Below are 24,133 nucleotides of genomic sequence, written 5' to 3' on the forward strand. Positions count from 1 at the left end.
CCGGCCCCTCCCGCAAGCGGGAGGGGAGAATGAGCGAGCTTCCCATCATCATCGTCGGCGGCGGCCCCGCCGGAATGGTCGCGGGGCTGCTCTTCGCGCGCGCCGGGGTTCCCGTCACCGTGCTCGAAAAGCACAAGGATTTCCTCCGCGATTTTCGCGGCGACACGGTGCATCCCTCGACGCTCGAACTGTTCCACGAGATCGGGCTGCTCGGCGCGCTTCTGAAGGAACCGCACGCCGCGATCGACACCATGACGCTGAACCTGCTCGGCGGGCGCTATACGGTCGCGACGATGAAGCATCTCCCGGTCGCGGCGCCTTTCGTGGCGATGATGCCGCAATGGGATCTGCTCGATTTCATCGCCGGGCAAGGGCGGCGTTACCCGACCTTCGACCTGCGCATGTCGACCGAGGCTACCGGGCTGACCCATGATGCCGCGAACCGCGTCAGCGGCGTGACGCTCGCGGGTGGCGAGACGCTGCCCGCGCGGCTCGTCATCGCCGCCGACGGGCGCCGGTCGGTGCTGCGCGCCGCCGCCGAACTGCCGCTGGAAGATCTGGGGGCGCCGATGGACGTGCTCTGGTTCCGCGTCCCCGTGCCGGCGGGCATGGACATGGCGGAGGTCGCGCTCGGCACGATCGACAAGGGCGGGATGGTCGTCGCCATCCCGCGCGGCGATTATTGGCAATGCGCGCGGATCATCGAGAAGGGCGGCTTTCCGCCTATCGAAGCGCGCGGCATTGCGGCCTTCCGCGACGAGATCGTCGGGATCGTTCCCGGCCTCGCCGCGGGAATCGAGGCGATCTGCAGCTTCGACGACGTCAAATTGCTGTCGGTCGCGCTCGACCGGCTGACGCGCTGGTCGCGTCCGGGCCTGCTCGCGATCGGCGACGCGGCGCACGCGATGTCGCCGGTCGGCGGCATCGGCATCAACCTTGCGGTGCAGGATGCGGTCGCCGCCGCGAATATCCTCGCGGCGCCGCTCGCCGCCGGGGCCGATCCCGATCCGTTGCTCGCACGGGTTCAGGCACGCCGCTGGAAGCCGACGACCCGGATGCAGGCGCTTCAGCGTTTCGCCCATCTGCGGGTCATCGAACCGATGCTGCGCGGCGCGATCGACCATGTCCCGCTCGCCGTCCGCCTGCTCGACCGCATTCCGCTGCTCCGCCGCATTCCCGGCCGCATCCTCGGCCTCGGCTTCGGCCGCCAGCATGTCCAATCCCCGCTTGCGAAAGATTTTTCATGACCAAAGCCTATGACGCGCTGATCATCGGCGCCGGCCACAACGGCCTCGTCTGCGCCTTCTACCTCGCGAGGGCGGGGTTGAAGGTGCGCATCGTCGAGGCGCGCGACGTCGTCGGCGGCGCCGCGGTGACCGAGGAGTTCGCCCCCGGCTTCCGCAATTCGGTCGCGAGCTATACCGTCAGCTTGCTCCAGCCGAAAGTGATCGCCGACATGAAGCTCGCCGATCATGGCTATCGCGTCATCGAGCGGCCGATCAGCAATTTCCTGCCGCAGGAGGATGGCGGCTATCTGAAGCTCGGCGGCGGGCTCGACCGCACGCAGGCCGAGTTCCGCAAGTTCAGCGCCCGCGATGCCGAGGTGCTGCCTGCTTATTATGACGCGCTCGAAAATGTCGCCGAATTGCTCCGCGACCTCGCGCTGCGGGTGCCGCCGAATGTCGGCGAAGGCCTGCGCACGCTGCTCGACGGCGCGCGGCAGGGACGGCGCTTCGCGGGCCTCAGCCTCGAACAGCAGCGCGACGTGCTCGACCTGTTCACCAAATCAGCGCGGACGATGCTCGACAGCTGGTTCGAAAGCGAGGCGGTCAAGGCCGCTTTCGGCTTCGACGCGGTGGTCGGCAACTATGCCAGCCCCGACACGCCGGGCAGCGCTTACGTCCTCCTCCACCATGTCTTCGGCGAGGTGAATGGCAAGAAGGGCGCGTGGGGCCACAGCGTCGGCGGCATAGGCCGGATCACCGAGATCATGGCGAAAGTGTGCCGCGACATGGGGGTCGAGATCAGCCTCGAAAGCCCGGTCGCGAAGGTGCTCGTCGACGGCGGCAAGGCGGTCGGCGTTAAGCTGGTGGACGGCGAGGAAATCGCCGCCGCCCGCGTGATCGCCAACGTCGGGCCGAAACTGCTCTACGAACGGATGATGGACGCCGCCGACCTGCCGCAGGACTTTCAGCGCCGGATCAAGGGCTTCAAGGCGGGCAGCGGCACCTTCCGCATGAATGTCGCGCTCAGCGAACTTCCCAAATTCACCTGCCTGCCGCATAATGAAAAGGATGGGCCGGGCGAGCACCACCAGTCGGGGATCATCCTCGCGCCGACGCTCGATTATATGGACCGCGCCTTCCTCGACGCGAAGCAGCATGGCTGGTCGAAGGCGCCGATCGTCGAGATGCTGATCCCCTCGACCGTCGACGACAGCCTCGCGCCCGAAGGCTGCCACGTCGCCAGCCTCTTCTGCCAGCAGTTCGCGCCCGAACTGCCGGGCGGACGCGATTGGGACGATGAAGAGGAGGCCGCGGCCGATTGCATCATCGACACGGTCGAGAAGCACGCCCCCGGCTTCCGCGCCAGCATCGTCGCCCAGACCCGCCTCAGCCCCAAGGGGCTCGAACGCAAGTTCGGCCTGGTCGGCGGCGACATCATGCACGGCAATATGAGCCTCGATCAGCTCTGGGCCGCGCGGCCGGTGCTCGGCAACGGCGGCTATCGCGGGCCGGTCAAGGGCCTCTATATGTGCGGCGCGGGGACGCATCCGGGCGGCGGCGTCACCGGCGCGCCGGGGCATAATGCGGCCGAGGTGATCCTACGCGACCGGGGCTTCTTCGCGCCGCGTTGGCGCTGAGCGCCGCATCGCGAGATAGATCGGCAGTCCCGCCGCGGTCATCGCGGCGCTCCACAGGCTCGCCTCCAGCCCGGCGCCGTAGAAGGCCCAGCAGCTATAGACGAAGCCCGCGATCGTCGCCGCGGCAAAGCCCGCCGAAACCCGGATCGCGCCCCGCCGTTCGAGCAGCAGCGCAGCGAGCGAGCCGACGATATAGAGGATGATCGCGGTCGAGGTCGTCACCTTGACCATGAAGGCGAACAGGTCGGCGAGCCCGCGCGAATAATTGGCATAGACGATCGCGCTCGCCAGCCCGCTCGACACGATCTGGGTGATCCATGGCGAGGCGAAGCGATTGTCGCGCGCGAAGGCGGCGGGAAGCAGGCGCCGATGCGCGAGGTCGCGCGGGATGTCGCCCTGCAGCAGCACGAAGCCGTTGAGCGCGCCGAGCGCCGCGATGGCCGCGAACAGCGCGACCACCTGCCCGGTGCCGGGGCCGACGAGCCGCGCGAAGAAGGTCGCATAGGCGGCGTTCGATTCGTGGAGCGCCGCGACCGGCACCAGCAGCGTCACCGTCGTGCACGACAGGAGATAGAGGAGCCCGACCGCCGCCGCCGCGATCACCGTCGCGCGCGGAATCGTGCGTTCGGGGTCCGCAACGCGGTCGCTGACCACGCACGCGCTTTCGAAGCCGAGCAAGGCGAAGAGGGTGAGCGTCGCCGCGCCGCTGACCCCCGACAGGCTGAGCGGTTCGGTCCCCGCCATCGTCGGCGGTGGCGCCGCGCCGCTGCCGAGCGCCCAGGCGCCGACGAACACCGCGCCGACGACGGGGATCAGCTTGAGCGCGAGGGTGAGCATCTGCGCGCCGCCCGCGCGGCGGACGCCCCCAAGGTTGACGAGCGTGAAGAACCAGATGCAGCCGATCGCGATCCACGCCGGCGCGGCGCCTTTTTCGCCGAGCCAGGGGAGCAGGATCGACATGTTGCTGATCGCCGCGACCGCGAGCGTCGCGACGACGGTCCAGCAACTGATCCAATAGCTCCACGCGACGATGAAGCCGGTGCCGGGGCCGAAGGCGGCGGCACCATAGGTGAAGGCCGCGCACCCCTCGGGAAGCCGTCTCGCGAGCCGTGCGAACACGACAGCGAGGCACAATGTGCCGGCGATCGACACCAGCCAGCCGACGATCGCGTTCCAGCCGAGCGGCGCGAGATCGCGCGGGAGCAGGAACACCCCCGATCCGATCATATTGCCCATGCCGAGCGCGATGCACATCGGCAGGCCGAGCTTCTGGCCCGGCCTGCCGATGCTGGCGACGGGTGCGGTCACCCGATCAGAACTTGGCGCCCAGCCGCGCCCCGATCGTCTGGGGCTGGTTCACCAATATCTGCACCCGCCCGTCGCACTGGCCGCAGTTGGAGAAGCGCGACAGTTCGGCGCGCTCGTCGAACGCATTCTGGAGGAACAGCTCGAAGCTGTAATTGCTCCAGTCGAAGCCGAGAGCGAAGTCGACGGTGGTCGATCCCCGGATGCGCCCGAGCGCGTTTGCCGTCGGGACGCGGATGTCGGGCGTAGCCGAACTGCGGTGCGCGATTACCGACTGGAAGTGCATTTCACCCGGTCCGACCGGGAATTGATAGCGCAGCGTCGCATTGCCGTTGAATTTCGGCGTCACCGGCAGCCGCGTGCCTTTCTCGGCGGCGATCGAATTGCCCGGATCGGTGCATTGATAGGTCGGATCGTCGATCTCGCACAGATTGTTGCGGGTCTTGGCGTCGGTATAGGAGGCCGCGGCGGCGATCGTCAGCCCCTGAATCGGCCGGATATTGACGTCGGCCTCGATCCCCTTGATCCGGGCGTTCGGGCCGTTGTGGATCTCGGTAAAGCTGTTCTCGCCCAGGAAGGAGAATTGGAAGCGCCTCCAGTCCTGCAGATAGACGGCGGCGTTGAGCCGGACCGCGCCGCCCGCCAGCGTGGTCTTGAGCCCCAATTCATAATTGGTGAGGAAGTCGGCGGCATAGGGCGCGATCGTCCCGCGACGGTTGATCCCGCCGGGGCGGAAACCGCGCGACCAGGTCGCATAGGCGAGCACGTCCTCGCTCGGTTTCCACGTCAGGTTCAGGCGGTGCGTGAAGCCGGTGTCCTTGGTGCGCTTGGGAACCAGCTTGCCATTCACATAATCGGCGAGGTTGGTGCAGGGGCTGCCCTCCACCGTCGCCGGCAGCAGCGTCCCGTCCGGATTGTCGCGCAATATCTCCCCGGTCGTCGTATAGCAGCCGGCGACGCCCGTCCGCGAACTGGCCGCCCCATTGTAGGGCGGGCCATCGGGATTGCGGCCGAAACCGAAGAAACCGATCAGGCTGTTATCATATTTATAATAGCGCCCGCCGCCGGTCAGGGTGACGGTCGGCGTAATGTCGAAGCTCGCTTCGCCGAAGGCAGCATAGTCCTTGTCGACGCGTTTCTGTTCGGTGAGCCACAGCGTTCCGGGATGGCCGTTGACCGACAGGGCGTCGGCGAGGCCCGGAATGATGTAATCCTGATGGATATGGTTGCTCTGCCGCTGGTAGAAGAGCCCGGCGACGACGCGGAAGCGCTCGTCCTGCGGCGAGGCGATGCGCAGTTCCTGGCTCATCTTGCGGAAATGGTCGGTGCCGATGATATATTGCCGCGGATCGATGGTGTTGCCGGCATTGTCCTGAAGATAGAAGCATCCCGCGAGCCCGCTACACACGAAATCGCCTTCATAGGTGTAGTTCGCGTAAAGCTGGTCATAGGCTTCGGCATAATCGGTATAATCGTTGATCTGATACGCCTTGCGGTCGAGATAGGCGCCGGCATAGGTGATGTCGAAATTGCCGATCTTGCCCTCGATCGTCAGCGCTGCCTGGATGAACTTGTCGGTGCGTTTGTCGGGGTAGAAGCGCTGGACCTGCAGGTCGCCGACCTTGGGATCCTGATAGAAGGTGCCGTGGCTCGTCTGCTTCTGGTAGAGCAGGGTCGGCGTGACCGTCCAATTGTCGTCGAGATCGACCTTCAGCGCGGCGCGGCCGCCATAGATTTCGGCGTCGTTGAAATTCTTTTCGACGAACGCGTTGTTGTTGACCGTGATGCCCGGCTGGTTGCCGGTCAAATTCCCGTCTTCATCCAATATCGGCGCGCCAAGGAAACTGCGCGTTCCCGGCACATTGTCGATATAACCGGCGTCCTTCTGATACCAGCCGACGAAGCGCACCGCCGCCATCTCGCTGATCGGCGCGTTGATCATGCCTTCGAGCCGGCCGCCCATGCCGCCATGCTTGATGCTGTTGATCTCGCCATCGACCCGGCCCTCGAAGGCCGAGGGATCGGGCTTGTTGGTGATGATGCGGATTGTCCCCGCCTGCGACGAGGCGCCATAGAGCGTGCCTTGCGGCCCCGCGAGCGATTCGATTCGGGCGATGTCGTAGATATGGATGTCGAGCGTCCCGCCGATCGTCGTCACCGGCTGTTCGTCGAGATAGACGCCAACGCTGGGCAGCGAGCCCGAATGATTGCCGTCGCCGCCGCTCGCGACGCCGCGCATATAGACGGTGGTGACGCCCGGCTGGCTCGACTGGAAGGAAACGCTAGGCAGGAGCTTGGAAAAATCCTGGAAATTCGCGACGTTGAGCTGGTCGAGCTTCTTGGTTCCCAGCGCCTGGATGCTGATCGGAACGTCCTGAAGATTTTCCTCGCGCTTTTGCGCGGTGACGACGATTTCGTCGCCATAGTCGGTCTTTGAGGCTTCCTGGGCCAAGGCCGCTCCCGATGACAGGATCGTCGAGGATAGTGAAGCCAGCAGCAGCGCACGGCGTGAAACATGGACCCGCATAGAAAAGCCCCCTCTTTGCCCGTTCGATCGCCGTCTGTGCGGCGCGGAGAAGAGGGTGTCGCAACATGGGGGGGATCGTCAATCGGGCATGTGAAATCGACTCCGCGCGGCGGCGGATTCGCGATCACTATGACAAAATTGCAACAGGGGTCAGAGGGACGCCGGATAGTCCGTCAGGACCGGACCCAGCGCCTCGACCAGCGGCCCCAGCCACGGTTCCATCGCGCGCCATTGATCGACGCCGTCGCGGTTGATCGGGCGCCGCACCTGTTCGGAACTCGCGGTGCGCACCGCGCGGTCGCTCTTGTGAAAGTCGAGGCACGTCTGCTCGAACGGCAATCCGAGATAGCCGAGTAGCGCCCGCACTTCGCTTTCCAGATCGGCGATCACCCGTTCGTGGAAGACGCGGTGGACATGCCCGGGCAGCACCCGGTCGACATGATCCATCAGATCGACATAGTCGGCATAATAGCGCCCCATATCGGACAGGCTGTAGCTGAACGCCTGCCCGCGCGCGAAATGCTGTTTGAAATTGGAGAAGCAGCAATCCATCGGATGGCGGCGCGCGTCGATGATCTTCGCGTTCGGCAGGATCAGCCGGATGAAGCCGGTGTGCAGCCAGTTGTTCGGCAGCTTGTCGATATAGAAGGGCTTGCTGCTTTTGCGCTGCACCTGCGTCTCGCGCAGATATTGTTCGCCGAGTTCGCGAGCCTGATCGGCCGTCAGGCCGGCGACCCCGCCCATATTGCGCGCCTTCGCGTACAGCATGGGAATGTCGGGCAGTTCCATCGTGCCCTCGGCCATCGAATGGCTCGACAATATCTGCTCGATCAGCGTCGAACCCGCGCGCGGCATACCGATGATGAAAATCGGATCGGGCGCGGCAGCGCCATGGCCGCCGCGCGCCGCGAAGAATTCCGGCGTATAGAGCGCCTTGGCATGATCGACCGCCGCCCGCGTCTGGCCGGCGTCATAGTCGATCAGCGTCCGCCTCAGGGCGTTGCCGCGGTCATAATGGGCAAAGGCGGGTTCGGGCTGCTGCCGCTGCTCCCGCGCCTTGCCCAGTGCGAAATGCAGGTGAAAGCGGTCTTCGGCGGTGATGTCGCCGCGATCCAGCGCCGCCTCCATCGCCGACAGGTCGGCGTCGTCGAAGCGCAATGTCTTCAGATTGGCGAGGCTCCACCACACTTCGCCCAGCGCCGGATGGAGCGCGAGCGCCTGGCGATAGGCGGCCACCGCATCGGCCTGGCGCCCGACGGTCTTGAGCATATGGCCATAGGACATCCAGATTTTCGGCTGCTTGCCGGCGCTTTGCAGCACCTGCTCATACAGTTCGAGCGCTTCGTCGAACTCGCCGACGCGGCCGAGCGCGGCGGCTTTCAGATTGGCGTTGCCCGGGTTGCCCGGATCGACCTGCTGCAACGTGTCGAGCTCGGCGATCGCCTCGGCCGACCGCCCCTGGCGATGCAGGACCGTCGCGAGGTTCGACCGCGCGGCGAGAAAGCCGGGGGCGAGTTCGAGCGCCCGGCGCAGCAGCGCCTCGGCATCGCGATAGCGTTCGATCCGCGCCGCCAGCTCGGCGAGCATCCGGATCGCCGCGACGTCGAACGGATCGCGCTTCAGATGCGCCTTCAGCACGGGCTCGGCATCGTGAAGCCGTCCCTCGACCAGCGCCAGCGCTGCCGCCATCAGCTCGGGGTTGCGGACCCCCCGATCGATCGCCGTTTGCGCCGGGTCCGCGGTCATCGTCAGTTCTTTTTCCGGGCCTTGGCGATGGCTTGCCGGAGCGCGTCATAGCCGACCTGCCCCTGGAAGAGCTGGTCGCCGACGATCCACGTCGGGGTGGCGTTGAGCTGAAGCTGGGTCGCGAGCGCGAGGTTCGAATCGATCTCGCGCTGGAACAGCGCCTCGTTCGCGGTCGCGTCGGCGCTGCCGTCGGTGACGACGCCCGCCTTGCCGGCCGCCGCGGCGATCGCCGACGGGTCGAGCGAAGAGGCCGCGAACATCGCGTGGTGGAAGGCGTCATATTTGCCCTGCCGCGCGGCGGCGAGCGCCATGATCGCGGCATCGCGGCTCTGCGGCGAGATGATCGGCAGTTCGCGGAACACGACTTTCAGGCGCTTGTCCTCGCGGATCAGCCGGTCGACGTCGGGCACGCTCGCGCGGCAGAAACCGCAGGCATAGTCGGTGAAGACGACGAGCGTCACGTCGCCGTCGGCATTGCCCGCCCATGCCCCGGCATAGGGCTTTTCGAGCGCGGGCCGCACCGCCTCGACCGCCTTCGCCATTTCCTTGTTCCGCTGCGCCTCGAAGGCTTCGGGGATCATCTCGGGATGCGCGCGGATATAGTCGGCGACGACGGTCTCGACCTTGCTCTTGCTCATTCCGCCGCCGAAGCGGCCGCCGAGCCAGAAGACGGCGCCGAGCACGAGCAGGGCGCCGAGCGCAATCGCCCAGAGCGGCGCGGGAAGGGTGTTCGCTGCGGCCGCGGCGCGCGGCGCGGGGCGATGCGGCATACGGTCGTCGGGTTCGGGGCCGGAGATCGAGGGCGGCGGCGTCGCGGCAGCGGCCTTCGCTCGGGCGGGCTTCGCAGGCGCCGGCGCAGCGGCGGCAACCGCCTCGCCGGTAAAGAGCGGCAGGTCGGGCGCGGAGGTTTCGGCGACGCGCGCTTCGGCCTCTTCGCGCGCGAGTAGCTGTTCAAGGCCCGAGGGCGGCGGTCCGGCTTCCTCGCGCGCCGCGGGGCGCAATTTGGTCGCCGCTTCGCCGATCTGTTCGCGCAGGCTCTCGGTGCCCGCCTTGGCGGCTTGGCCGATCCCGGCCCTGGTCCTGCCCGCGACCTCGCCGATGCCGCGCCCGGCCTCGCTCGACAATCGGGCGACCTTGTCGCCCAGTGCCATCTTGTTCCACGTTTCGCCGCTCGCCTTCGCGGCGGCGCGGCCCGCCTGCGCCGAGCCGCGCCCGATGGCGCTTGCGGTGCGCGCGGTCAGCGCCCCCGTCCTTGCGGCAAGGTCGCGCGAGCGGCGCGGGATTTCCATCGCCTCGACGCGCGCGGGAATATCGGCGCGTTCGCCGACGCCGATCGTCCAGTCGGCGAAGGCTTCGGCGCCGTCCCGGATGCGATCCCACAGCTTCGCGGCACCCGCCTTGATCGCTTCGGGCTTCACCAGCGGCGCCGGCGGTTTTTCGGCGGCTTTATAGCGCGCGAGGTCGATGCCGACCGGCGGTTCCTCCTTCGGCTTGGCAAGGCCCCCCTGATCCGAGGCGTCGCGTGCGGGGGCCGACGCTTCGGGCATCGGCGCCGGGTCGCGCAGCCACGGCTGGTAATAATCGTCTTTCTTTTCGGTCACTTGTCGCCCTTGTGCATCGCCCGCGGCGATGCGTCCCTATCGTATCTCGTTTGAATCTAGCGCTTTTTGCGCGCCTGTTCCACCTCGGCGCGTGACACCAGCGCAATATCCTGTGCGCGAATCCAGTCGGCCGACCCTTCGGGCAGGCCCTGCATCGCGGTTTCGGCATTACGCAGCGCGAGCGCGGACTGTCCACCCTCCAGATTATAGCGTTCGGCCGAAGCGAGCGCGGCGCGCGCCTGATCGCCCTTGTTCGCATAGACGATGCCGAGCTGGTACCAGGCGAAAGGGTTCTGGTTGTCGAGCGCGACCGCGGTCTTCAGCACCTTTTCCGCTTCGGCGAAATTGGCGGGGTCCTCGGTCGCGATCAGTGCGTGGCCGAGCGTCGCAGCGATCAGCGGCTGCGAGCGCGAATTGGCGACCGCCTCGCGCAGCGGCGGGATCGCATCCTTGGGCCGCCCCGATTCGAGCAGCACCTGCCCCTCGAGCTCGAGGAAATAGGGGTCGTGGGGATCGGTCTTGAGCAGTCCCTCGACCTCGCCGAGCGCCTTGTCGGGATAGGCGCTCTTATGCCAGGCATAGGCGCGGGCGTAGCGCGCCGGGATGCTGGTGTCGCTCTCGGGATATTTGCGCAGCGTCCGTTCGGGATCGGCCATATAGCCCGACAGCTTCGCCTTGATGCGTTGAAAGCGCGCCTCGATCTTTGGGTCGGCGGGCTTGTCCCACGCGGGATCGACGACATAGACCTCGCGCAGCGTCTGGATGCGGTCGCCCGACATCGGGTGGGTGCGGCCATAGGCCTGCTCGTCGTCCTGCTTGACGCCATAGCGGAATTCGAGATTCTGGAGCTTCTTGAAAAAGGCGAGGCTACCGCGCCCGCTGATCCCCGCCTTCGAAAGATATTGCGCTCCCGCGGCGTCGGCGGTCGCTTCCTGGGTGCGGCTGAAAGCCAGATATTTGCCGAGCGCGGCCTGCTGGCCCGCCATCATGATGCCCATGCCGGCGTCGCCGCCGCCCGCCGCGATCGCCGCCGCGCCGAGCAGCAGGCTGAGCAGCGAGATGCCCGTCACGGCTTTCATGCCCTCGCTCGATCGGATCGCGTGACCGCCCATGATGTGGCCGAGTTCGTGCGCGAGAACCCCCTGCACCTCCTCGGCGCTGTCGGCGGTCTCGATCAGTCCGCTGAAGACATAGATGTCCTGGCTGCCCGCGACGAAGGCGTTGATGCTGCGGTCGCCGAGCAGGTGGACCTGCACCTGTCCGGGACGCAGCCCCGCCGCGACGAGCAGCGGGTCCATCATGTCCTGGAACAGCGCCTCGGTCTCGGCATCGCGCAGCATCGACTGCGCCGCCGCCGGGCGCGCCGAAATCGCAATCATCGCGAGCAATGTCAGCAGGATGCGGAACAGCGCGCGCAATCGATGCGCCCGAAACGCGGGGAGCGGCGGTGAAGCGGTCATCGCCGCCTGTCTTGCGCCACGCGCCTGAACATCGACTGAAGCCATGGAGGCTTATTGGGACTCAAGGCGCGTGGGCGCAAGGTGCGAGATTGTGGTTATGCGGCCGGTTGCCCAAAAACCTGTGTGCCCCCGCGAAGGCGGGGGCCCATCACCGGCCGGTTCTATTCCGAACCATCAGAAGATGGGTCCCCGCCTTCGCGGGACACACGGTTTTTTCTTTGGTGGAAGCGTTTTAATTCCCGAAGGTGCGTTGCCACCAGCCACGGCGGGGTTCGCCGTCCGGGCCGTCATCGCCGTCGTCCGCTTCGGCCGCCACCGGCTCGGCGGGCGCTTCGGCAAGGGCCGGCTCGGCTGCATCGGCGGCAGCGGGTGCCGCCTCCGCTTCGGGTTCCACCTTCTTCCGGGCGCGGCTGGCACGCTTCTTCGGCGCGGGCTTTTCGGCTTCGGCTTCGGCTGCGACCTCCGGAGCGGGTTCGGCAGCGGGCACTTCGACCGTTTCGGCTGCTTCCGCGGCTTCGGCTTCGGCGGCCAGGGCGGCCTTGGTCTTGCGCGGCGCGCGCTTGCGCTTCGGCTTTTCCTCGGCCGCCGGGGCTTCCTCGGCGACGGGTTCGGCAACAGGCTCGGCTTCCACCGGCGCGGCCTCTTCGGTCGCGACCGTTTCGGCTTCGGTCTCCGTCCCCTCTTCGGCCTTCTTGCGGCCGCGTCCACCGCGCCGGCGACGCGGTTTCGCTTCGGCTTCTTCGGCTTCGGCAGTTTCAGCCTCTACCGGCGCAGCCTCTTCGGCGGGCGCTTCCTCGGCCTCGGCGTCGTCACCGGCCTCGGTCTCGCCGGTTTCGTTGCCTTCCTCGTCGCGGCGACCGCGACGGCCGCGACGGCGGCGTCGGCGGCGTTTACGGCCTTCGCCGTCGCTTTCGTCGTCGCCGCCCTGACGTTCGTGGCGAGCGGGACGGGCCTCGGCCTCTTCCTCCTCGGCTTCGTCCTCATCTTCTTCGACGAAATCCTCTTCTTCCTCGATCTCGACGATCGGGGCAAAGCTGCGGCGCTGAACCGGCGGCGGGCCGCCGACCTCGACCGCCATCCGCGCGCCCTCGGTCTCGCCATCGGGGAGGATTTCGACGCTGACGCCGTAAAGCTCCTCGATCTCGCGCAGTTCGCGGCGCTTTTCGTTGAGGAGGTAGAAGGTCGCCTCCTGGCTCGCGCGCAGGATGATCTTGCTGCCCTTGCCGCGCGCGGCTTCCTCTTCGATCAGGCGCAGCGCGCTGAGGCCCGCCGACGAAGCGGTGCGGACGAGGCCGGTGCCCTCGCAATGCGGGCACGGGCGCGTCGAGGCTTCGAGGACGCCGGTGCGCAGCCGCTGGCGGCTCATCTCCATCAGGCCGAAGCCGGAGATGCGGCCGACCTGGATGCGCGCGCGGTCGTTCTTGAGCGCGTCCTTCATCGCGCGCTCGACCTTGCGGACGTTCGAGCCGTGATCCATGTCGATGAAATCGATCACGATCAGCCCCGCCATGTCGCGCAGGCGCAACTGGCGCGCGATTTCGTGCGCGGCCTCGAGGTTGGTGCTGAGCGCGGTCTGCTCGATATTATGCTCGCGCGTCGACCGCCCCGAGTTGATGTCGATCGACACCAAAGCCTCGGTCGGGTTGATCACCAGATAGCCGCCCGATTTCAGCTGGACGACGGGATTGAGCATCCCCGCGAGCTGATCCTCGACGCCGTAGCGCTGATAGAGCGACACGGGGTCGGCATATTGCTTCACGCGCCGTGCGTGGCTGGGCATCAGCAGCTTCATGAACTGCTTCGCGGCCTTATAGCCCTCGTCGCCCTCGACGAGCACTTCCTCGATATCCTTGTGATAGATGTCGCGGATCGCGCGCTTGACGAGGTCGCTGTCCGAATGGATCAGCGCCGGGGCGCTCGATCCCAGCGTCTTGTCGCGAATCTCGTCCCACAGGCGGGCGAGATAGTCGAAGTCGCGTTTGATCTCGACCTTGGTGCGGCTCATCCCCGCGGTGCGGACGATGCAGCCCATCGTCGGCGGCAGGCCCATCTCGTCGATCATCGCCTTCAGCTTGCGGCGATCGGCGCCGTTCGAAATCTTGCGGCTGATCCCGCCGCCGTGCATCGTGTTGGGCATCAGCACGCAGTAACGGCCGGCGAGCGACAAATAGGTGGTCAGCGCCGCGCCCTTGTTGCCGCGCTCTTCCTTGACGACCTGCACCAGCATCACCTGGCGGCGGCGGATGACGTCCTGAATCTTGTAGCGGCGGCGCAGCGACATGCGGCTTTCGCCGTCCTCGTCGTCGCTGCGGCGGCCGCGCCCGCGGCCCCGTCCGCCCTTGCGGCCATCGCGGCCACGGCGCTTGCGGTCGCCGCGCCCGTCACGGCCTTCTTCGGCGCCCTCGTCGCTTTCGCCATCTTCGGCGTCGCCATTCTCCTCGTCCGAATCGGACTCCTCGCCCACGGTTTCGGGTGCGGGCGGGGCGTCGCCATTCTCGTCGTCATGCTCCTCGACGTCGGCGACATCGCCTTCGAGCTCGTCGAGATCCTCCTCGGCGCGCAGGGCGGCCTCGGCGGCATGTTCGGCCTCTTCGCGCAGCAGCGCGTCGCGGTCTTCCTTCGGAATCTGGTAATAGTCGGGGTGGATTTCGCTGAAGGCCAGGAAGCCGTGGCGGTTGCCGCCATATTCGACGAACGCCGCTTGCAGCGACGGCTCGACGCGGGTGACCTTGGCCAGATAGATATTGCCCTTGAGCTGCTTGTGCTCGGCGGACTCGAAATCAAACTCCTCGATGCGGTTTCCCTTGGTGACGGCGACCCGGGTCTCTTCCCGGTGCCGCGCGTCGATCAACATGCGCGTGGTCATTATTATCACTCCAGGCGCGCCGCGGCGCGCCAAACAAAAAGGCCGCGACCATCCGGGACGGACGGCGGCGGTCGTTAGGGTTCAAAGAAAAAAAGACGTTATTGCCGTGCGCGGCCTGCGTCCGGTCCTGGACGCGCATGCGGTCTCCGGTCGCGACAAGCGCAGGGGCGAAAGCGCCTGCGTCGCGATCTGAAGAGGGCATGGCAAGCCTCATGCGGCATCAACCTGGTTACTTGGGTGAGCGAGGCGGCTGGTCGACATTCCGGGGAAGGTCGCGCCGGCCGCCCGATCATCCGGGTGGACTGACGGACGTGCGTTCTTCCCCGCGTGTCCGGCACCGGGGCGGCTCCGATCCGCGATTCGCGCAGGCCGGGCCTTCCCCTCAAAAGGCCGGACGGCGCCGGGTCGGACACCGTCAGTGGGGGGGTGCTAGCATCGGCATGGGCCGACGGCAACCTCCGCCGCCGCATAAGATGGGAATATGTCACCCGATTGCAATCATCGCGTGCGCTTCGCGGCGGGTTAACCCCTGTTTGACAGGATGCGGCTAATAAGGGATTCACCGTGTTTCACGGCCGAGGGCTTCATGGTTTCGAACAGACGCTGGTTCCATATAGGGTCGCGACGCGGCGGTCAGGCGGCCGCGCTGGCGTTCGCCCTCGCGAGCCTGTGGTCGCCGATGGCGCAGCCGGCCGATGCGTTCCGCCACAGCGTCGGGCTGGAGCGCGTCGCCGGGCCCGATATCGCCCGATTCCGCGCCGAGCGGCCGAAAAAGCGCTACAGCGTCACCGTCCCGATCGGCAAGCCGAAGCCTGCGCTGCCGCTTCCCGCGATCGAAGGGCCGGCCGATCCGCGCCTGCCCCTCGTCGTGATCGATGCGGGGCATGGCGGGCACGATCCCGGCGCGATCTCGCCCCACGGCGGCCAGCGCGAGAAGGATATCACCCTCGCCCTCGCCAAGGCGATCCGCGACGCGCTGGTCGCGCAGGGCCGGGTGCGTGTCGCGCTGACCCGCGCCGACGACCGCTTTCTGGTGCTCGAGGAGCGGTACGGCATCGCACGGCGCCTGAAGGCCGATCTCTTCCTCTCGATTCACGCCGACGCCGCCGCGAACCAGCAGGCGCACGGCGCGTCGGTCTATACGCTGTCGGAGGTCGCTTCGGACCGCGAGGCGGCGCGGCTCGCGGCGCGCGAGAACAAGGCGAACATCATCAACGGCGTCGACCTGGGTGCGCACGGCAGCGCGGTATCGTCGATCCTCCTCGACCTCACCCAGCGCGAGACGATGAACACCGCTTCGGATTTCGCGCGCCTGCTCCAGCGCGAGGCGTCGGACGAGGTGACATTCCGCACGACCGCGCACCGATTCGCGTCCTTCGTGGTCCTGAAGGCGCCCGACACGCCGTCGATCCTGTTCGAAACCGGTTTCGTGTCGAACAAGGCGGACGCCGAATTTCTGTCGTCGAAGGCGGGGCAGCAGAAGATCGCGCGCGGCGTGCGCGACGCGGTGCAGATTCATTTCGCGCGCCGGATCGCGGCGAAGGGGCGCTGACGGCATGAGCGACGATATCGGCCTGCACGCGCATCTGATCGGCCGGCAGGGCTCGCGCGCCGACCTCAACACGCCGGTGCTGGTGCTCGATGTCAAGGCGCTCGACCGCAACATCGCGGCGATGGCGGCGCTCGCCGCGGGGCATGGCGTCGGGCTGCGCCCCCATGCCAAGACGCACAAGAGCGTCGATATCGCGAAGCGGCAGCTCGGCGCGGGCGCGCTGGGCGTTTGCTGCGCGAAAATCGGCGAGGCGGAGGCACTGGCGGACGGCGGCATAACCGGCATCCTCATCACGTCGCCGGTTGCCGCGCCGCGTGCGCTCGACCGGCTCGCCGCGCTCGCGGTGCGCGCCGATGGCCTGATGGCGGTCGTCGATCATCCCGCCGTCGCCGGGCGGATCGACGCGGCGCTGGCGGCCGAAGGCGCGACGCTCGATGTCGTCATCGACATCGATCCGGGTATCCGCCGCACCGGAGTCGCATCGGCCGAAGCGGCGGTCGATCTGGCGCAGGCGATCGCGGCGCTGCCGTGCCTGCGCTATCGCGGCGTCCAATATTATTGCGGGTCGCAGCAGCATATCGAGGCCTATGCCGAACGCCGCGCTGCGATCGCCGAGCGCACCGACTATCTGAAAAGCGTGATCGCGGCGCTTGCGGAGGTGGGCTTCGTGCCCGAAATCGTCACCGGATCGGGCACCGGCACGCACCGGATCGACCTCGACCTCGGCGTCTTTACCGAGCTTCAGGCGGGGTCCTATATCTTCATGGACAAGCAATATCTCGATTGCGATTTGACAGGCGCCGGCGATGCCCCGTTCGAGGTCGCGCTCGGCGTCGATGCGCGCGTCGTCAGCGCCAACCATCCAGGACTTGTCACGATCGACGCGGGGTTCAAGGCGCTGTCGACCGACGGCGGGGTCGCGGTTGTCCGGCGCGGCGCGCCCGAGGATGCGCGCTTCGCCTTCATGGGTGACGAGCATTCGGCGCTGATCGCTTCCGGTATCGGAGACCGGCTCGCGCCGGGCGATCCGGTGACGCTGACGGTGCCGCACTGTGACCCGACGGTGAATCTCTACGACCATTATCATGTCGTGTCGGGCGATACGCTCGTCGCGATCTGGCCGGTCAGTGCGCGCGGGCGGGCGCGGTAAGGAAAAAAGGGTTTCACGCGAAGACGCGAAGGGGCGAAGAAGAAGATTCGGGCCGACAGGCCGTTTCTTTCTCGTCGGCGCGACAGATTGCAGCGTTGACGGAGATAAAGCCGCTTCGCGGCAATCACGACATCTTCGCGCCTTCGCGTCTTCGCGTGAAACCATCAAAGGACCGGCGGTGCATCGTCGGCAACCCGCCGCAAGCCCGCTTCCCTTTCGCGCGCGCAGCCTTTAGAGGCTTGGCCCTATGCCGTCCGAGACCATGTCCCATTTCCGCTACCGCCTGCGCCGCGACGGCAATGCGGCCCTATCCTGGTTTCGCGAGATGTGGCTGCGCCGCTGGTTCCGCTGGCTCGGCTATCTGGCCGGCGCGGGGCTCCTGGCGCTGATCCTCGGCTGGATCGTCTTCGCGCGCAACCTGCCGTCGGTCGACCAGCTCCGCGATTACGAGCCGCCGCTGCCGACGATGGTCCGCGACGGCGAGGGCAAGCCGGTCCACAGCTATGCGCGCGAACGGCGCGTCCAGCTCGAATATAGCGAATATCCGCCGCTGCTCGTCCGCGCCTATCTGGCCGCCGAGGATCGCACTTTCTTCGAGCATGGCGGGATCGACTATCCGGGCATCGTCAGCGCGATCATCACCAATCTGACCAACAGCGGCCGCCCGATCGGCGCCTCGACGATCACCCAGCAGGTCGCGAAGAACCTGCTCCTGACCAACGAGGTCAGCTATACCCGCAAGATCCGCGAGGCGATCCTCGCCAAGCGCATCGAGGCGGCGCTGACCAAGGAGCAGATCCTCGAGCTCTATCTCAACGAAATCCCGCTCGGCCGCCGCAGCTTCGGCGTGCAGGCGGCGGCGCGCGCCTATTTCGACAAGGACGTCGACCAGCTCGCGCTCCACGAAATGGCCTTTCTCGCCATCCTGCCCAAGGCGCCCGAAACCTATGGCCGCGCGCGCAATGCCGGCAAGGCGATGGCGCGGCGCAATTTCGTGCTTTCGGAAATGTTCCGCAACGGCTGGATCACCGCCGCACAGCGCGACGCCGCGCAGGCGATGCCGCTCGGCCTCTCCGAAACGGGCAACAAGGCGGTCGCGCAGGTCGGCGGCTATTATATGGAAGAGGTGCGGCGCCAGCTGATCGACCAGTTCGGCGAGACTCCCGACGACGGGCCGCTGTCGGTCTATGGCGGCGGCTTGTGGGTCCGCACCGCCTATGACGGCAAGATGCAGGAAGCGGCGACGGCCGCGCTGCGCCGCGGGCTCGTCCGCTACGACGCCGGCAAGGGCTGGTCGGGGCCGATCGCGCGGATCGAGGCCGACGACCAGTGGAAGAGCCGCCTCGCGTCGAGCTTCATCGGCATCGACTACGACAATTGGCGCGTCGCGGCGGTGCTGTCGAAAACGGCGGGCGAGGCGCGGATCGGCTTTGCGAACGGCGATACCGGCCGCCTGCCCGCGGGGGCGGCGATGATGGGGTATCGCAAGACCGGCGGCAGCGCCTTTTCGGCGATGCGCCCGGGTGACCTGATCGCGGTCAAGGCGACCGCGCCCGGCGTATACCAGCTTCGCAACATTCCCGAAGTGTCGGGCGGCATGGTCGTCGAAAGCCCGCATTCGGGGCGCATCTATGCGATGCAGGGCGGCTTCGACGTGCGCCTGTCGCCGTTCAACCGCGCGACGCAGGCCGAACGCCAGCCGGGATCGACGATCAAGCCCTTCGTCTATGCGACCGCGCTCGACAACGGCATGACCCCGGCGACGCTGATCGTCGACGGGCCGTTCTGCGTCTATCAGGGCGCGAACCTCGGCAACAAATGCTTCCGCAACTATGGCGGCGCGGGCGGGTCGGGCGAACATACGATGCGCTGGGGCCTCGAACAGTCGCGCAACCTGATGACCGTACGCACCGCGAGCCAGGTCGGGATGGAACCGATCGTCGAGACGATCAAGACGATGGGCATCGGCCAGCACGAGCCCTATCTGTCGACCGCTCTCGGTGCCGGGACGACGACGGTCGAGCGGATGACCAACGCCTTTTCGATGCTCGCCAACCACGGCCGCGAACTCAAGCCGCGTCTGATCGACTATGCGCAGGACCGGCGCGGCAAGGTGATCTTTCCGAAGAACTGGCGCCCGTGCGACGGCTGCAACATGAAGGATTGGGACGGACGGCCGATGCCGCGCTTCGCGCCGTCGGGCAAGCAGCTCATGGACCCGCTGACCGCCTATCAGGTCGTCCACATGCTCGAGGGCGTCGTCCAGCGCGGCACCGCGGTGCGGCTGCGCGACCTCGGCGTGCCGCTGTTCGGCAAGACCGGGACGACGACGGGGCCGAAGGATGTCTGGTTCGTCGGCGGTTCGCCCGACGTCGTCGCGGGCGTCTATGTCGGGTTCGACCAGCCGCGCAACATGGGCGGCTATGCGCAGGGCGGCAGCCTCGCGGCGCCGATCTTCAAGGATTTCTTCCTCGGCGCGCTGACCGAGGCGCCGCCGGTGCCCTTCATCGCGCCGAAGGGCATCCGCATGGTGCGCATCGACCGCCAGTCGGGCCGCCGCGTCTATGGCAGCTGGCCGGGAACCGACCCCAAGGCAGCGATCATCTGGGAGGCTTTCAAGCCCGAAAGCGAGCCGCGCCGGACGATCCGCGAAGAGGAGATCAAGCCGGTCAAGACGCCGAAACGCCAGGACGTGCCTGTCCAGCAGGGCAATGGGCGCCGCACCGATGCCGATTTCCTCGACGATCGCGGCGGGATCATCTGACGCTTGTCTATGGCGCGCCAGCCTTTATGGCCGGTGCCCGATCGAATTTCAGGAGCAATACCATGCGCGCCGAAGCGCAGGATCATGTCGATACCATCAACGCCGCGCTGGCGCTGCTGCGCCGATTCCTCGACTGGGACCGCGCGGTGCGCCGCCTCGACGAATTGAACGCTAAGGTCGAGGACCCGACGCTGTGGGATAGCCCCAAGGCGGCGCAGGAGGTCATGCGCGAACGCCGCCGTCTCGACGAGGCGATCACCGCGACGCGCGCGATCGAGAAGGAGATGGGCGACACGGTCGAACTGATCGAACTCGCTGAGATGGAGGGCGACGAGGCGCTCGTCGACGATGCCGTCGCCAGCCTCGCCACGCTCGCGGCGCGGGCCGAGGAGGACAAGGTCAAGGCGCTGCTCGCGGGCGAGGCCGACAGCTACGACTGCTATATCGAGGTTCATGCCGGCGCCGGCGGCACCGAAAGCCAGGACTGGGCCGAAATGCTCCAGCGCATGTACAGCCGCTGGGCCGAAAAGCGCGGCATGAAGGTCGAGCTGATCGAATATCAGGCGGGAGACCAGGCGGGGATCAAGTCGGCGACGATGCTGGTCAAGGGCGAGAATGCCTATGGCTATGCCAAGACGGAAAGCGGCGTCCACCGCCTCGTCCGCATCTCGCCCTACGACAGCTCGGCGCGACGCCACACCAGCTTCTCGTCGGTGTGGGTCTATCCGGTGATCGACGACAATATCGAGATCGAGATCAAGGAAAGCGACCTCAAGATCGATACCTATCGCGCCTCGGGCGCGGGCGGGCAGCACGTCAACACCACCGATTCGGCGGTGCGCATCACCCACATGCCCACCGGCATCGTCGTCGCGTCGCAGATCGACCGCTCGCAGCACAAGAACCGCGCGACCGCGATGGGAATGCTGAAGGCGCGTCTTTACGAGGCCGAGCTTCAGAAGCGCGAGGCCGAGGCATCGGGCGAGTATCAGGCGAAGACCGAGATCGGCTGGGGCCACCAGATCCGTTCCTATGTCCTTCAGCCCTATCAGCTGGTGAAGGACCTGCGCACCGGCGTGACCTCGACCGCGCCCGGCGACGTGCTCGACGGGGCGCTCGATCCCTTCATGGCGGCGGCATTGTCGCAGAAGGTGACGGGCGAAAAGGTCGAGGTGGAGGACATCGACTGATGATCCGCCGCGCGGCCTTCCTTGCCGCGCTGGCGGCGTTGTCGCTCGGCGGCTGCGACAATCCGTGGAGCAGCGACAGCGACCGCCCCGAGACCGCGCGCGAATTTCCGCCCGCCGACCGCCCGGTCGCGCCGATCACCTCGACCAAATGGTCGACCGAGGAAGCGCGCGACCGCGTCAACGAAGCCGACGACATCATGGATTCGGCCGACGTTCGCCCCGGCATGACCGTCGCCGACATCGGCGCGGGCGACGGCTATTACACGGTGCGCCTCGCCCCGCGCGTCGGCGCGACGGGCCGCGTCCTTGCGCAGGATATCCAGCCCGAGGTCATCGAGCGGCTTGCCGACCGCGTTGCGCGCGAGCGGCTCGACAATGTCTCGCTGAAACTCGGCGCGGTCGACGATCCGCGGTTGCCTGCGAGCAGCTTCGACCGCGTCTTCATGGTCCATATGTATCACGAGATCGGCGAGCCCTACGCCTTCCTGTGGCGGCTGCGCCCGGCGCTCCGCAAGGGCGGGCAGGTGATCGTCGTCGACGGCGACCGCCCGATCGCGCAGCACGGCACGCCCTTCCGCCTGCTCGTCTGCGAATTCGAGGCGGTGGGCTACAAGCTCGTGTCCTATGACGACAAGGCGCACGCCGGGGGCTATCTCGCGCGCTTCGTTCCTTACGGCAAGCGCCCCGCGCCCGACGCGATCACTGTCTGCAAGAATCCGTGACCATAACGCCGCCTTCGCGGGGCGGCGGCATTCAATAAACGACTAGCTGGTCTTCGGCGCTCGCTTCGGCAAGAAAGCTGACGAGCCCGCCCGCGAGGATATCGGGCACCAGCTCGCTCGCGGTCATGCCGGCAAGCGCCATGCCCGACTGGCAGACGATCAGCCGCACGCCCATCGCCATCGCCTCGGCGATCAGCGATGCGAGGTCGGGTTGCCCTGCGGCCCGGCGCGCGGGATCGCCGTCGAACGACACCGGCGTGCGGAGCAATGCCGCGGCCTCGCCCTGCAGAAAGACCCGCGTGGGGCGGCCCAGCGCGCTCGCCGCGGCCGCGGTTTCGAGCGCGGCATAGAAGCGGCCACCGTCGGCGGCGGCGACGACGATGTTCAGCCCCGGCATATCGGGCACTCCGGTTCCTTGGCGACCGCGACCTCGCGCCAGCGCCGGTCGAGCATGTCGAGGATCGTCAGCCGGCCGGTCAGCGCCCGCCCCCAGCCGGTGAGCGCGCGCACCGCCTCGAGCGCCGCCATCGTCCCGACCATGCCCGCGAGCGCGCCCATCACGCCCTGTTCGGCGCAATTGATGCCGGGGCGGTCGGGGTCGTCGCCGACGAGACAGGCGTAGCAGGGGCTCTCCGCGCGCCACCCCTCGTAGAGCGCGACCTGCCCCTCGAACGCGCCGATCGCGGCGGAGAGCAGCGGGATATGCAGCGCGACCGCGGCCGTGTTGACCGCGAGCCGGGTCGCGAAATTGTCGCAGCCGTCGAGGATCAGGCCGGCGCCCGCGAGCAGCGCCTCGGCATTGTGCGCATCGAGCCGTTCCGCCACCGCCACCGCCTCGACATGCGGGTTGATCCGCCGCGCGGCATCGGCCGCGACCTCGGCCTTCAGCGCGCCGAGGTCGGCGTCGGTGAAGAGCGGTTGGCGCTGGAGATTCGACAACTCGATCCGGTCATGGTCGATGATCGTCAGCCTGCCGATGCCCGCGGCGGCCAGATAGGTGATCGCCGGACAGCCGATCCCGCCCGCGCCGACGATCGCGACATGGGCGCCCTTCAGCTTCGCCTGCCCCGCGCCGCCGAAGGCGGGCAGGACGATCTGGCGCGCGTAACGGTCGAGTTCGGCGTCGCTGAGCAAGGCTTATTCGCCGGGCTGGCGCATCTTCATCGCCGACAGCGAGCCGACATTTTCGGGGATATTGTCGTCCTCGATGGCTTCGTCGCTGGCAACCCCGGTCGAGCCGAAGCCGCCCGCGCCGCGCGCGGTTTCGTCCAGCGTCTCGACCTCGGCGAAGGCGGCGCGCTGGACGGGGGCGGGGACGAGCTGCGCGATGCGGTCGCCGCGGGCGATATCGAAATTATCGTCGGACAGGTTGGCAAGGATCACCTTCACCTCGCCGCGATAGTCGCTGTCGATCGTTCCCGGCGTGTTGAGGCAGGTGATGCCGTGCTTGAGCGCCAGGCCCGAGCGTGGGCGCACCTGCACCTCATAGCCGGGCGGGATCGCCATCGCGAAGCCGGTCGCGACCGCGTGACGCGCGCCGGGGCGCAGCGTCAGCGTCTCGGCCGCGACGACGTCCATCCCCGCCGCGCCGTCGCTGGCATAGGCGGGCAGGGGCAGCCCGCCGCCGTTCGGCAGGCGCTGGATCGCGATTTCAATGGGAGTCAGCGGGTGCGCGGATTGCGAGTTCATCGGCGATCTTTTCCATCAATTTGCGGGCGACGGCGCCTTTCGGCAGCCGGTCCCAACTGTCCACGCCAGCCTTGCTGACGATATGCACGCGGTTCGTCTCGCCGCCCATCGGGTCGGCGGAAACATCGTTGGCGACGATCCAGTCGCAGCCCTTCTTCGCGAGCTTTGCCTCGGCGTGCGCGAGGACGTCGTTGGTCTCGGCGGCGAAGCCGATCAGCAGCGGCGGGCGCCGCGCACTTTTCGCGAGGCCGGCGAGGATGTCGGGATTCTCGGCGAGCGCGAGCGGCGGGACCGCGCCGCTGCCGTCCTTCTTGATTTTCTGCGCCGCGGTGTCGGCGGCGCGCCAGTCGGCGACCGCCGCGACCATGATCGCGGCATCGACGGGCAGGCCTGCCTCGACCTCGGCCGCCATCTCGCGCGCCGTCTCGACGTCGACGCGGATCACGCCGGGCGGGGTCGGCAGCGGCACCGGGCCGGCGATCAGCAGCACCTCGGCGCCCGCTTCGGCAGCGGCGGCGGCGATCGCGAAGCCCTGCTTGCCGCTCGACCGGTTGGCGATGTAGCGCACCGGATCGATCGGCTCGTGCGTCGGTCCCGCGGTGATCAGGATGCGGCGGCCGTAAAGCGGGCGATGGTTGGCGGGGGCGAAATCGGGCTGGCCGCTAAAGTCCCCCTTCCCTTCAGGGGAGGGGTTAGGG

15 protein-coding genes and 2 pseudogenes are annotated in these 24,133 nt (G+C 67.5%); 7 read left to right on the forward strand and 10 right to left on the reverse strand.

Annotated features, from left to right (window positions below; all coding sequences use genetic code 11):
- Positions 1-29 precede the first annotated feature (29 nt).
- Positions 30-1,247: an FAD-dependent oxidoreductase gene (locus tag OJI97_RS14570; protein WP_297664634.1), complete on the forward strand. Its 1,218-nt coding sequence runs from the start codon at positions 30-32 to the stop codon at positions 1,245-1,247.
- Positions 1,244-2,863 (forward strand): NAD(P)/FAD-dependent oxidoreductase, encoded by a 1,620-nt coding sequence (locus OJI97_RS14575; protein WP_297664636.1) that lies wholly within the window; start codon positions 1,244-1,246, stop codon positions 2,861-2,863. Before OJI97_RS14570 ends, OJI97_RS14575 begins: the two co-directional genes overlap by 4 nt.
- Here the strand turns inward: OJI97_RS14575 and OJI97_RS14580 are convergent.
- The 6 genes from OJI97_RS14580 to OJI97_RS14605 all read right to left on the reverse strand — a co-directional run bounded on the left by OJI97_RS14580 (position 2,825) and on the right by OJI97_RS14605 (position 14,368).
- Positions 2,825-4,171, reverse strand: coding sequence for an APC family permease (locus tag OJI97_RS14580; RefSeq protein ID WP_297664638.1), 1,347 nt, complete (start codon positions 4,169-4,171; stop codon positions 2,825-2,827). The genes OJI97_RS14575 and OJI97_RS14580 overlap by 39 nt on opposite strands.
- 4 nt (positions 4,172-4,175) lie before the next feature.
- Entirely contained in the window at positions 4,176-6,620 is a 2,445-nt protein-coding gene (locus tag OJI97_RS14585) for a TonB-dependent receptor (protein WP_367184770.1), read from the reverse strand.
- Between the two features lie 225 nt (positions 6,621-6,845).
- Positions 6,846-8,441 carry a sulfotransferase gene (locus OJI97_RS14590; protein WP_297664642.1) on the reverse strand — a complete coding sequence of 532 codons (1,596 nt, stop codon included), beginning with the start codon at positions 8,439-8,441 and terminating at the stop codon, positions 6,846-6,848.
- A gap of 2 nt (positions 8,442-8,443) precedes the next feature.
- A complete protein-coding gene (locus tag OJI97_RS14595; RefSeq protein WP_297664644.1) occupies positions 8,444-10,042 on the reverse strand; it encodes a thioredoxin domain-containing protein in 1,599 nt (532 codons plus the stop codon).
- Positions 10,043-10,098: 56 nt separating this feature from the next.
- Positions 10,099-11,421 (reverse strand): M48 family metalloprotease, encoded by a 1,323-nt coding sequence (locus OJI97_RS14600; RefSeq protein ID WP_297664657.1) that lies wholly within the window; start codon positions 11,419-11,421, stop codon positions 10,099-10,101.
- Positions 11,422-11,734: 313 nt separating this feature from the next.
- Positions 11,735-14,368, reverse strand: a complete 2,634-nt coding sequence (locus OJI97_RS14605; protein ID WP_297664645.1) for a ribonuclease E/G — start codon at positions 14,366-14,368, stop codon at positions 11,735-11,737.
- Positions 14,369-15,125: 757 nt separating this feature from the next.
- Here OJI97_RS14605 and OJI97_RS14610 point away from each other — a divergent pair.
- The 5 genes and pseudogenes from OJI97_RS14610 to OJI97_RS14630 form a co-directional block, all read left to right on the forward strand.
- Positions 15,126-15,920, forward strand: a pseudogene (locus OJI97_RS14610) (N-acetylmuramoyl-L-alanine amidase); the annotation flags it as partial.
- Between the two features lie 4 nt (positions 15,921-15,924).
- Entirely contained in the window at positions 15,925-17,070 is a 1,146-nt protein-coding gene (locus OJI97_RS14615) for a DSD1 family PLP-dependent enzyme (protein WP_297664648.1), read from the forward strand.
- A gap of 247 nt (positions 17,071-17,317) precedes the next feature.
- Positions 17,318-19,834 carry a transglycosylase domain-containing protein gene (locus OJI97_RS14620; protein WP_297664650.1) on the forward strand — a complete coding sequence of 839 codons (2,517 nt, stop codon included), beginning with the start codon at positions 17,318-17,320 and terminating at the stop codon, positions 19,832-19,834.
- 62 nt (positions 19,835-19,896) lie between these two features.
- The gene (prfB, locus tag OJI97_RS14625) at positions 19,897-21,024 is read left to right on the forward strand and encodes a peptide chain release factor 2 (protein WP_297664652.1); all 1,128 of its coding nucleotides are present in this window, start codon (positions 19,897-19,899) and stop codon (positions 21,022-21,024) included.
- A complete protein-coding gene (locus OJI97_RS14630; protein WP_297664653.1) occupies positions 21,024-21,746 on the forward strand; it encodes a class I SAM-dependent methyltransferase in 723 nt (240 codons plus the stop codon). The genes prfB and OJI97_RS14630 overlap by 1 nt, the downstream gene beginning before the upstream one ends.
- Before the next feature lie 31 nt (positions 21,747-21,777).
- Here the strand turns inward: OJI97_RS14630 and OJI97_RS14635 are convergent, their stop codons facing one another.
- The 4 genes and pseudogenes from OJI97_RS14635 to OJI97_RS14650 all read right to left on the reverse strand — a co-directional run.
- Positions 21,778-22,143, reverse strand: a complete 366-nt coding sequence (locus OJI97_RS14635; protein ID WP_297664658.1) for a DsrE family protein — start codon at positions 22,141-22,143, stop codon at positions 21,778-21,780.
- A complete protein-coding gene (locus OJI97_RS14640; protein WP_297664654.1) occupies positions 22,131-22,880 on the reverse strand; it encodes a HesA/MoeB/ThiF family protein in 750 nt (249 codons plus the stop codon). The genes OJI97_RS14635 and OJI97_RS14640 overlap by 13 nt, the downstream gene beginning before the upstream one ends.
- A 93-nt stretch (positions 22,881-22,973) precedes the next feature.
- Positions 22,974-23,435, reverse strand: a pseudogene (gene dut, locus OJI97_RS14645) (dUTP diphosphatase); the annotation flags it as partial.
- Positions 23,398-24,133 (reverse strand): phosphopantothenoylcysteine decarboxylase (locus OJI97_RS14650; protein ID WP_297664656.1); only part of this gene is annotated, 736 nt, incomplete at its 5' end. The pseudogene dut and the gene OJI97_RS14650, both read right to left, overlap by 38 nt.

It is taken from the genome of Sphingopyxis sp. (assembly GCF_025869345.1).
In the GTDB taxonomy this organism is placed as follows: Bacteria; Pseudomonadota; Alphaproteobacteria; order Sphingomonadales; family Sphingomonadaceae; genus Sphingopyxis.

Coding starts and splice junctions, on each gene's coding strand:
- OJI97_RS14570 (WP_297664634.1), top strand. CDS start 30: ATGAGCGAGCTTCCCATCATCATCGTCGGCGGCGGCCCCGCCGGAATG.
- OJI97_RS14575 (WP_297664636.1), top strand. CDS start 1,244: ATGACCAAAGCCTATGACGCGCTGATCATCGGCGCCGGCCACAACGGC.
- OJI97_RS14590 (WP_297664642.1), bottom strand. CDS start 8,441: ATGACCGCGGACCCGGCGCAAACGGCGATCGATCGGGGGGTCCGCAAC.
- OJI97_RS14600 (WP_297664657.1), bottom strand. CDS start 11,421: ATGATTGCGATTTCGGCGCGCCCGGCGGCGGCGCAGTCGATGCTGCGC.
- OJI97_RS14605 (WP_297664645.1), bottom strand. CDS start 14,368: ATGACCACGCGCATGTTGATCGACGCGCGGCACCGGGAAGAGACCCGG.
- OJI97_RS14615 (WP_297664648.1), top strand. CDS start 15,925: ATGAGCGACGATATCGGCCTGCACGCGCATCTGATCGGCCGGCAGGGC.
- OJI97_RS14620 (WP_297664650.1), top strand. CDS start 17,318: ATGCCGTCCGAGACCATGTCCCATTTCCGCTACCGCCTGCGCCGCGAC.
- prfB (WP_297664652.1), top strand. CDS start 19,897: ATGCGCGCCGAAGCGCAGGATCATGTCGATACCATCAACGCCGCGCTG.
- OJI97_RS14630 (WP_297664653.1), top strand. CDS start 21,024: ATGATCCGCCGCGCGGCCTTCCTTGCCGCGCTGGCGGCGTTGTCGCTC.
- OJI97_RS14635 (WP_297664658.1), bottom strand. CDS start 22,143: ATGCCGGGGCTGAACATCGTCGTCGCCGCCGCCGACGGTGGCCGCTTC.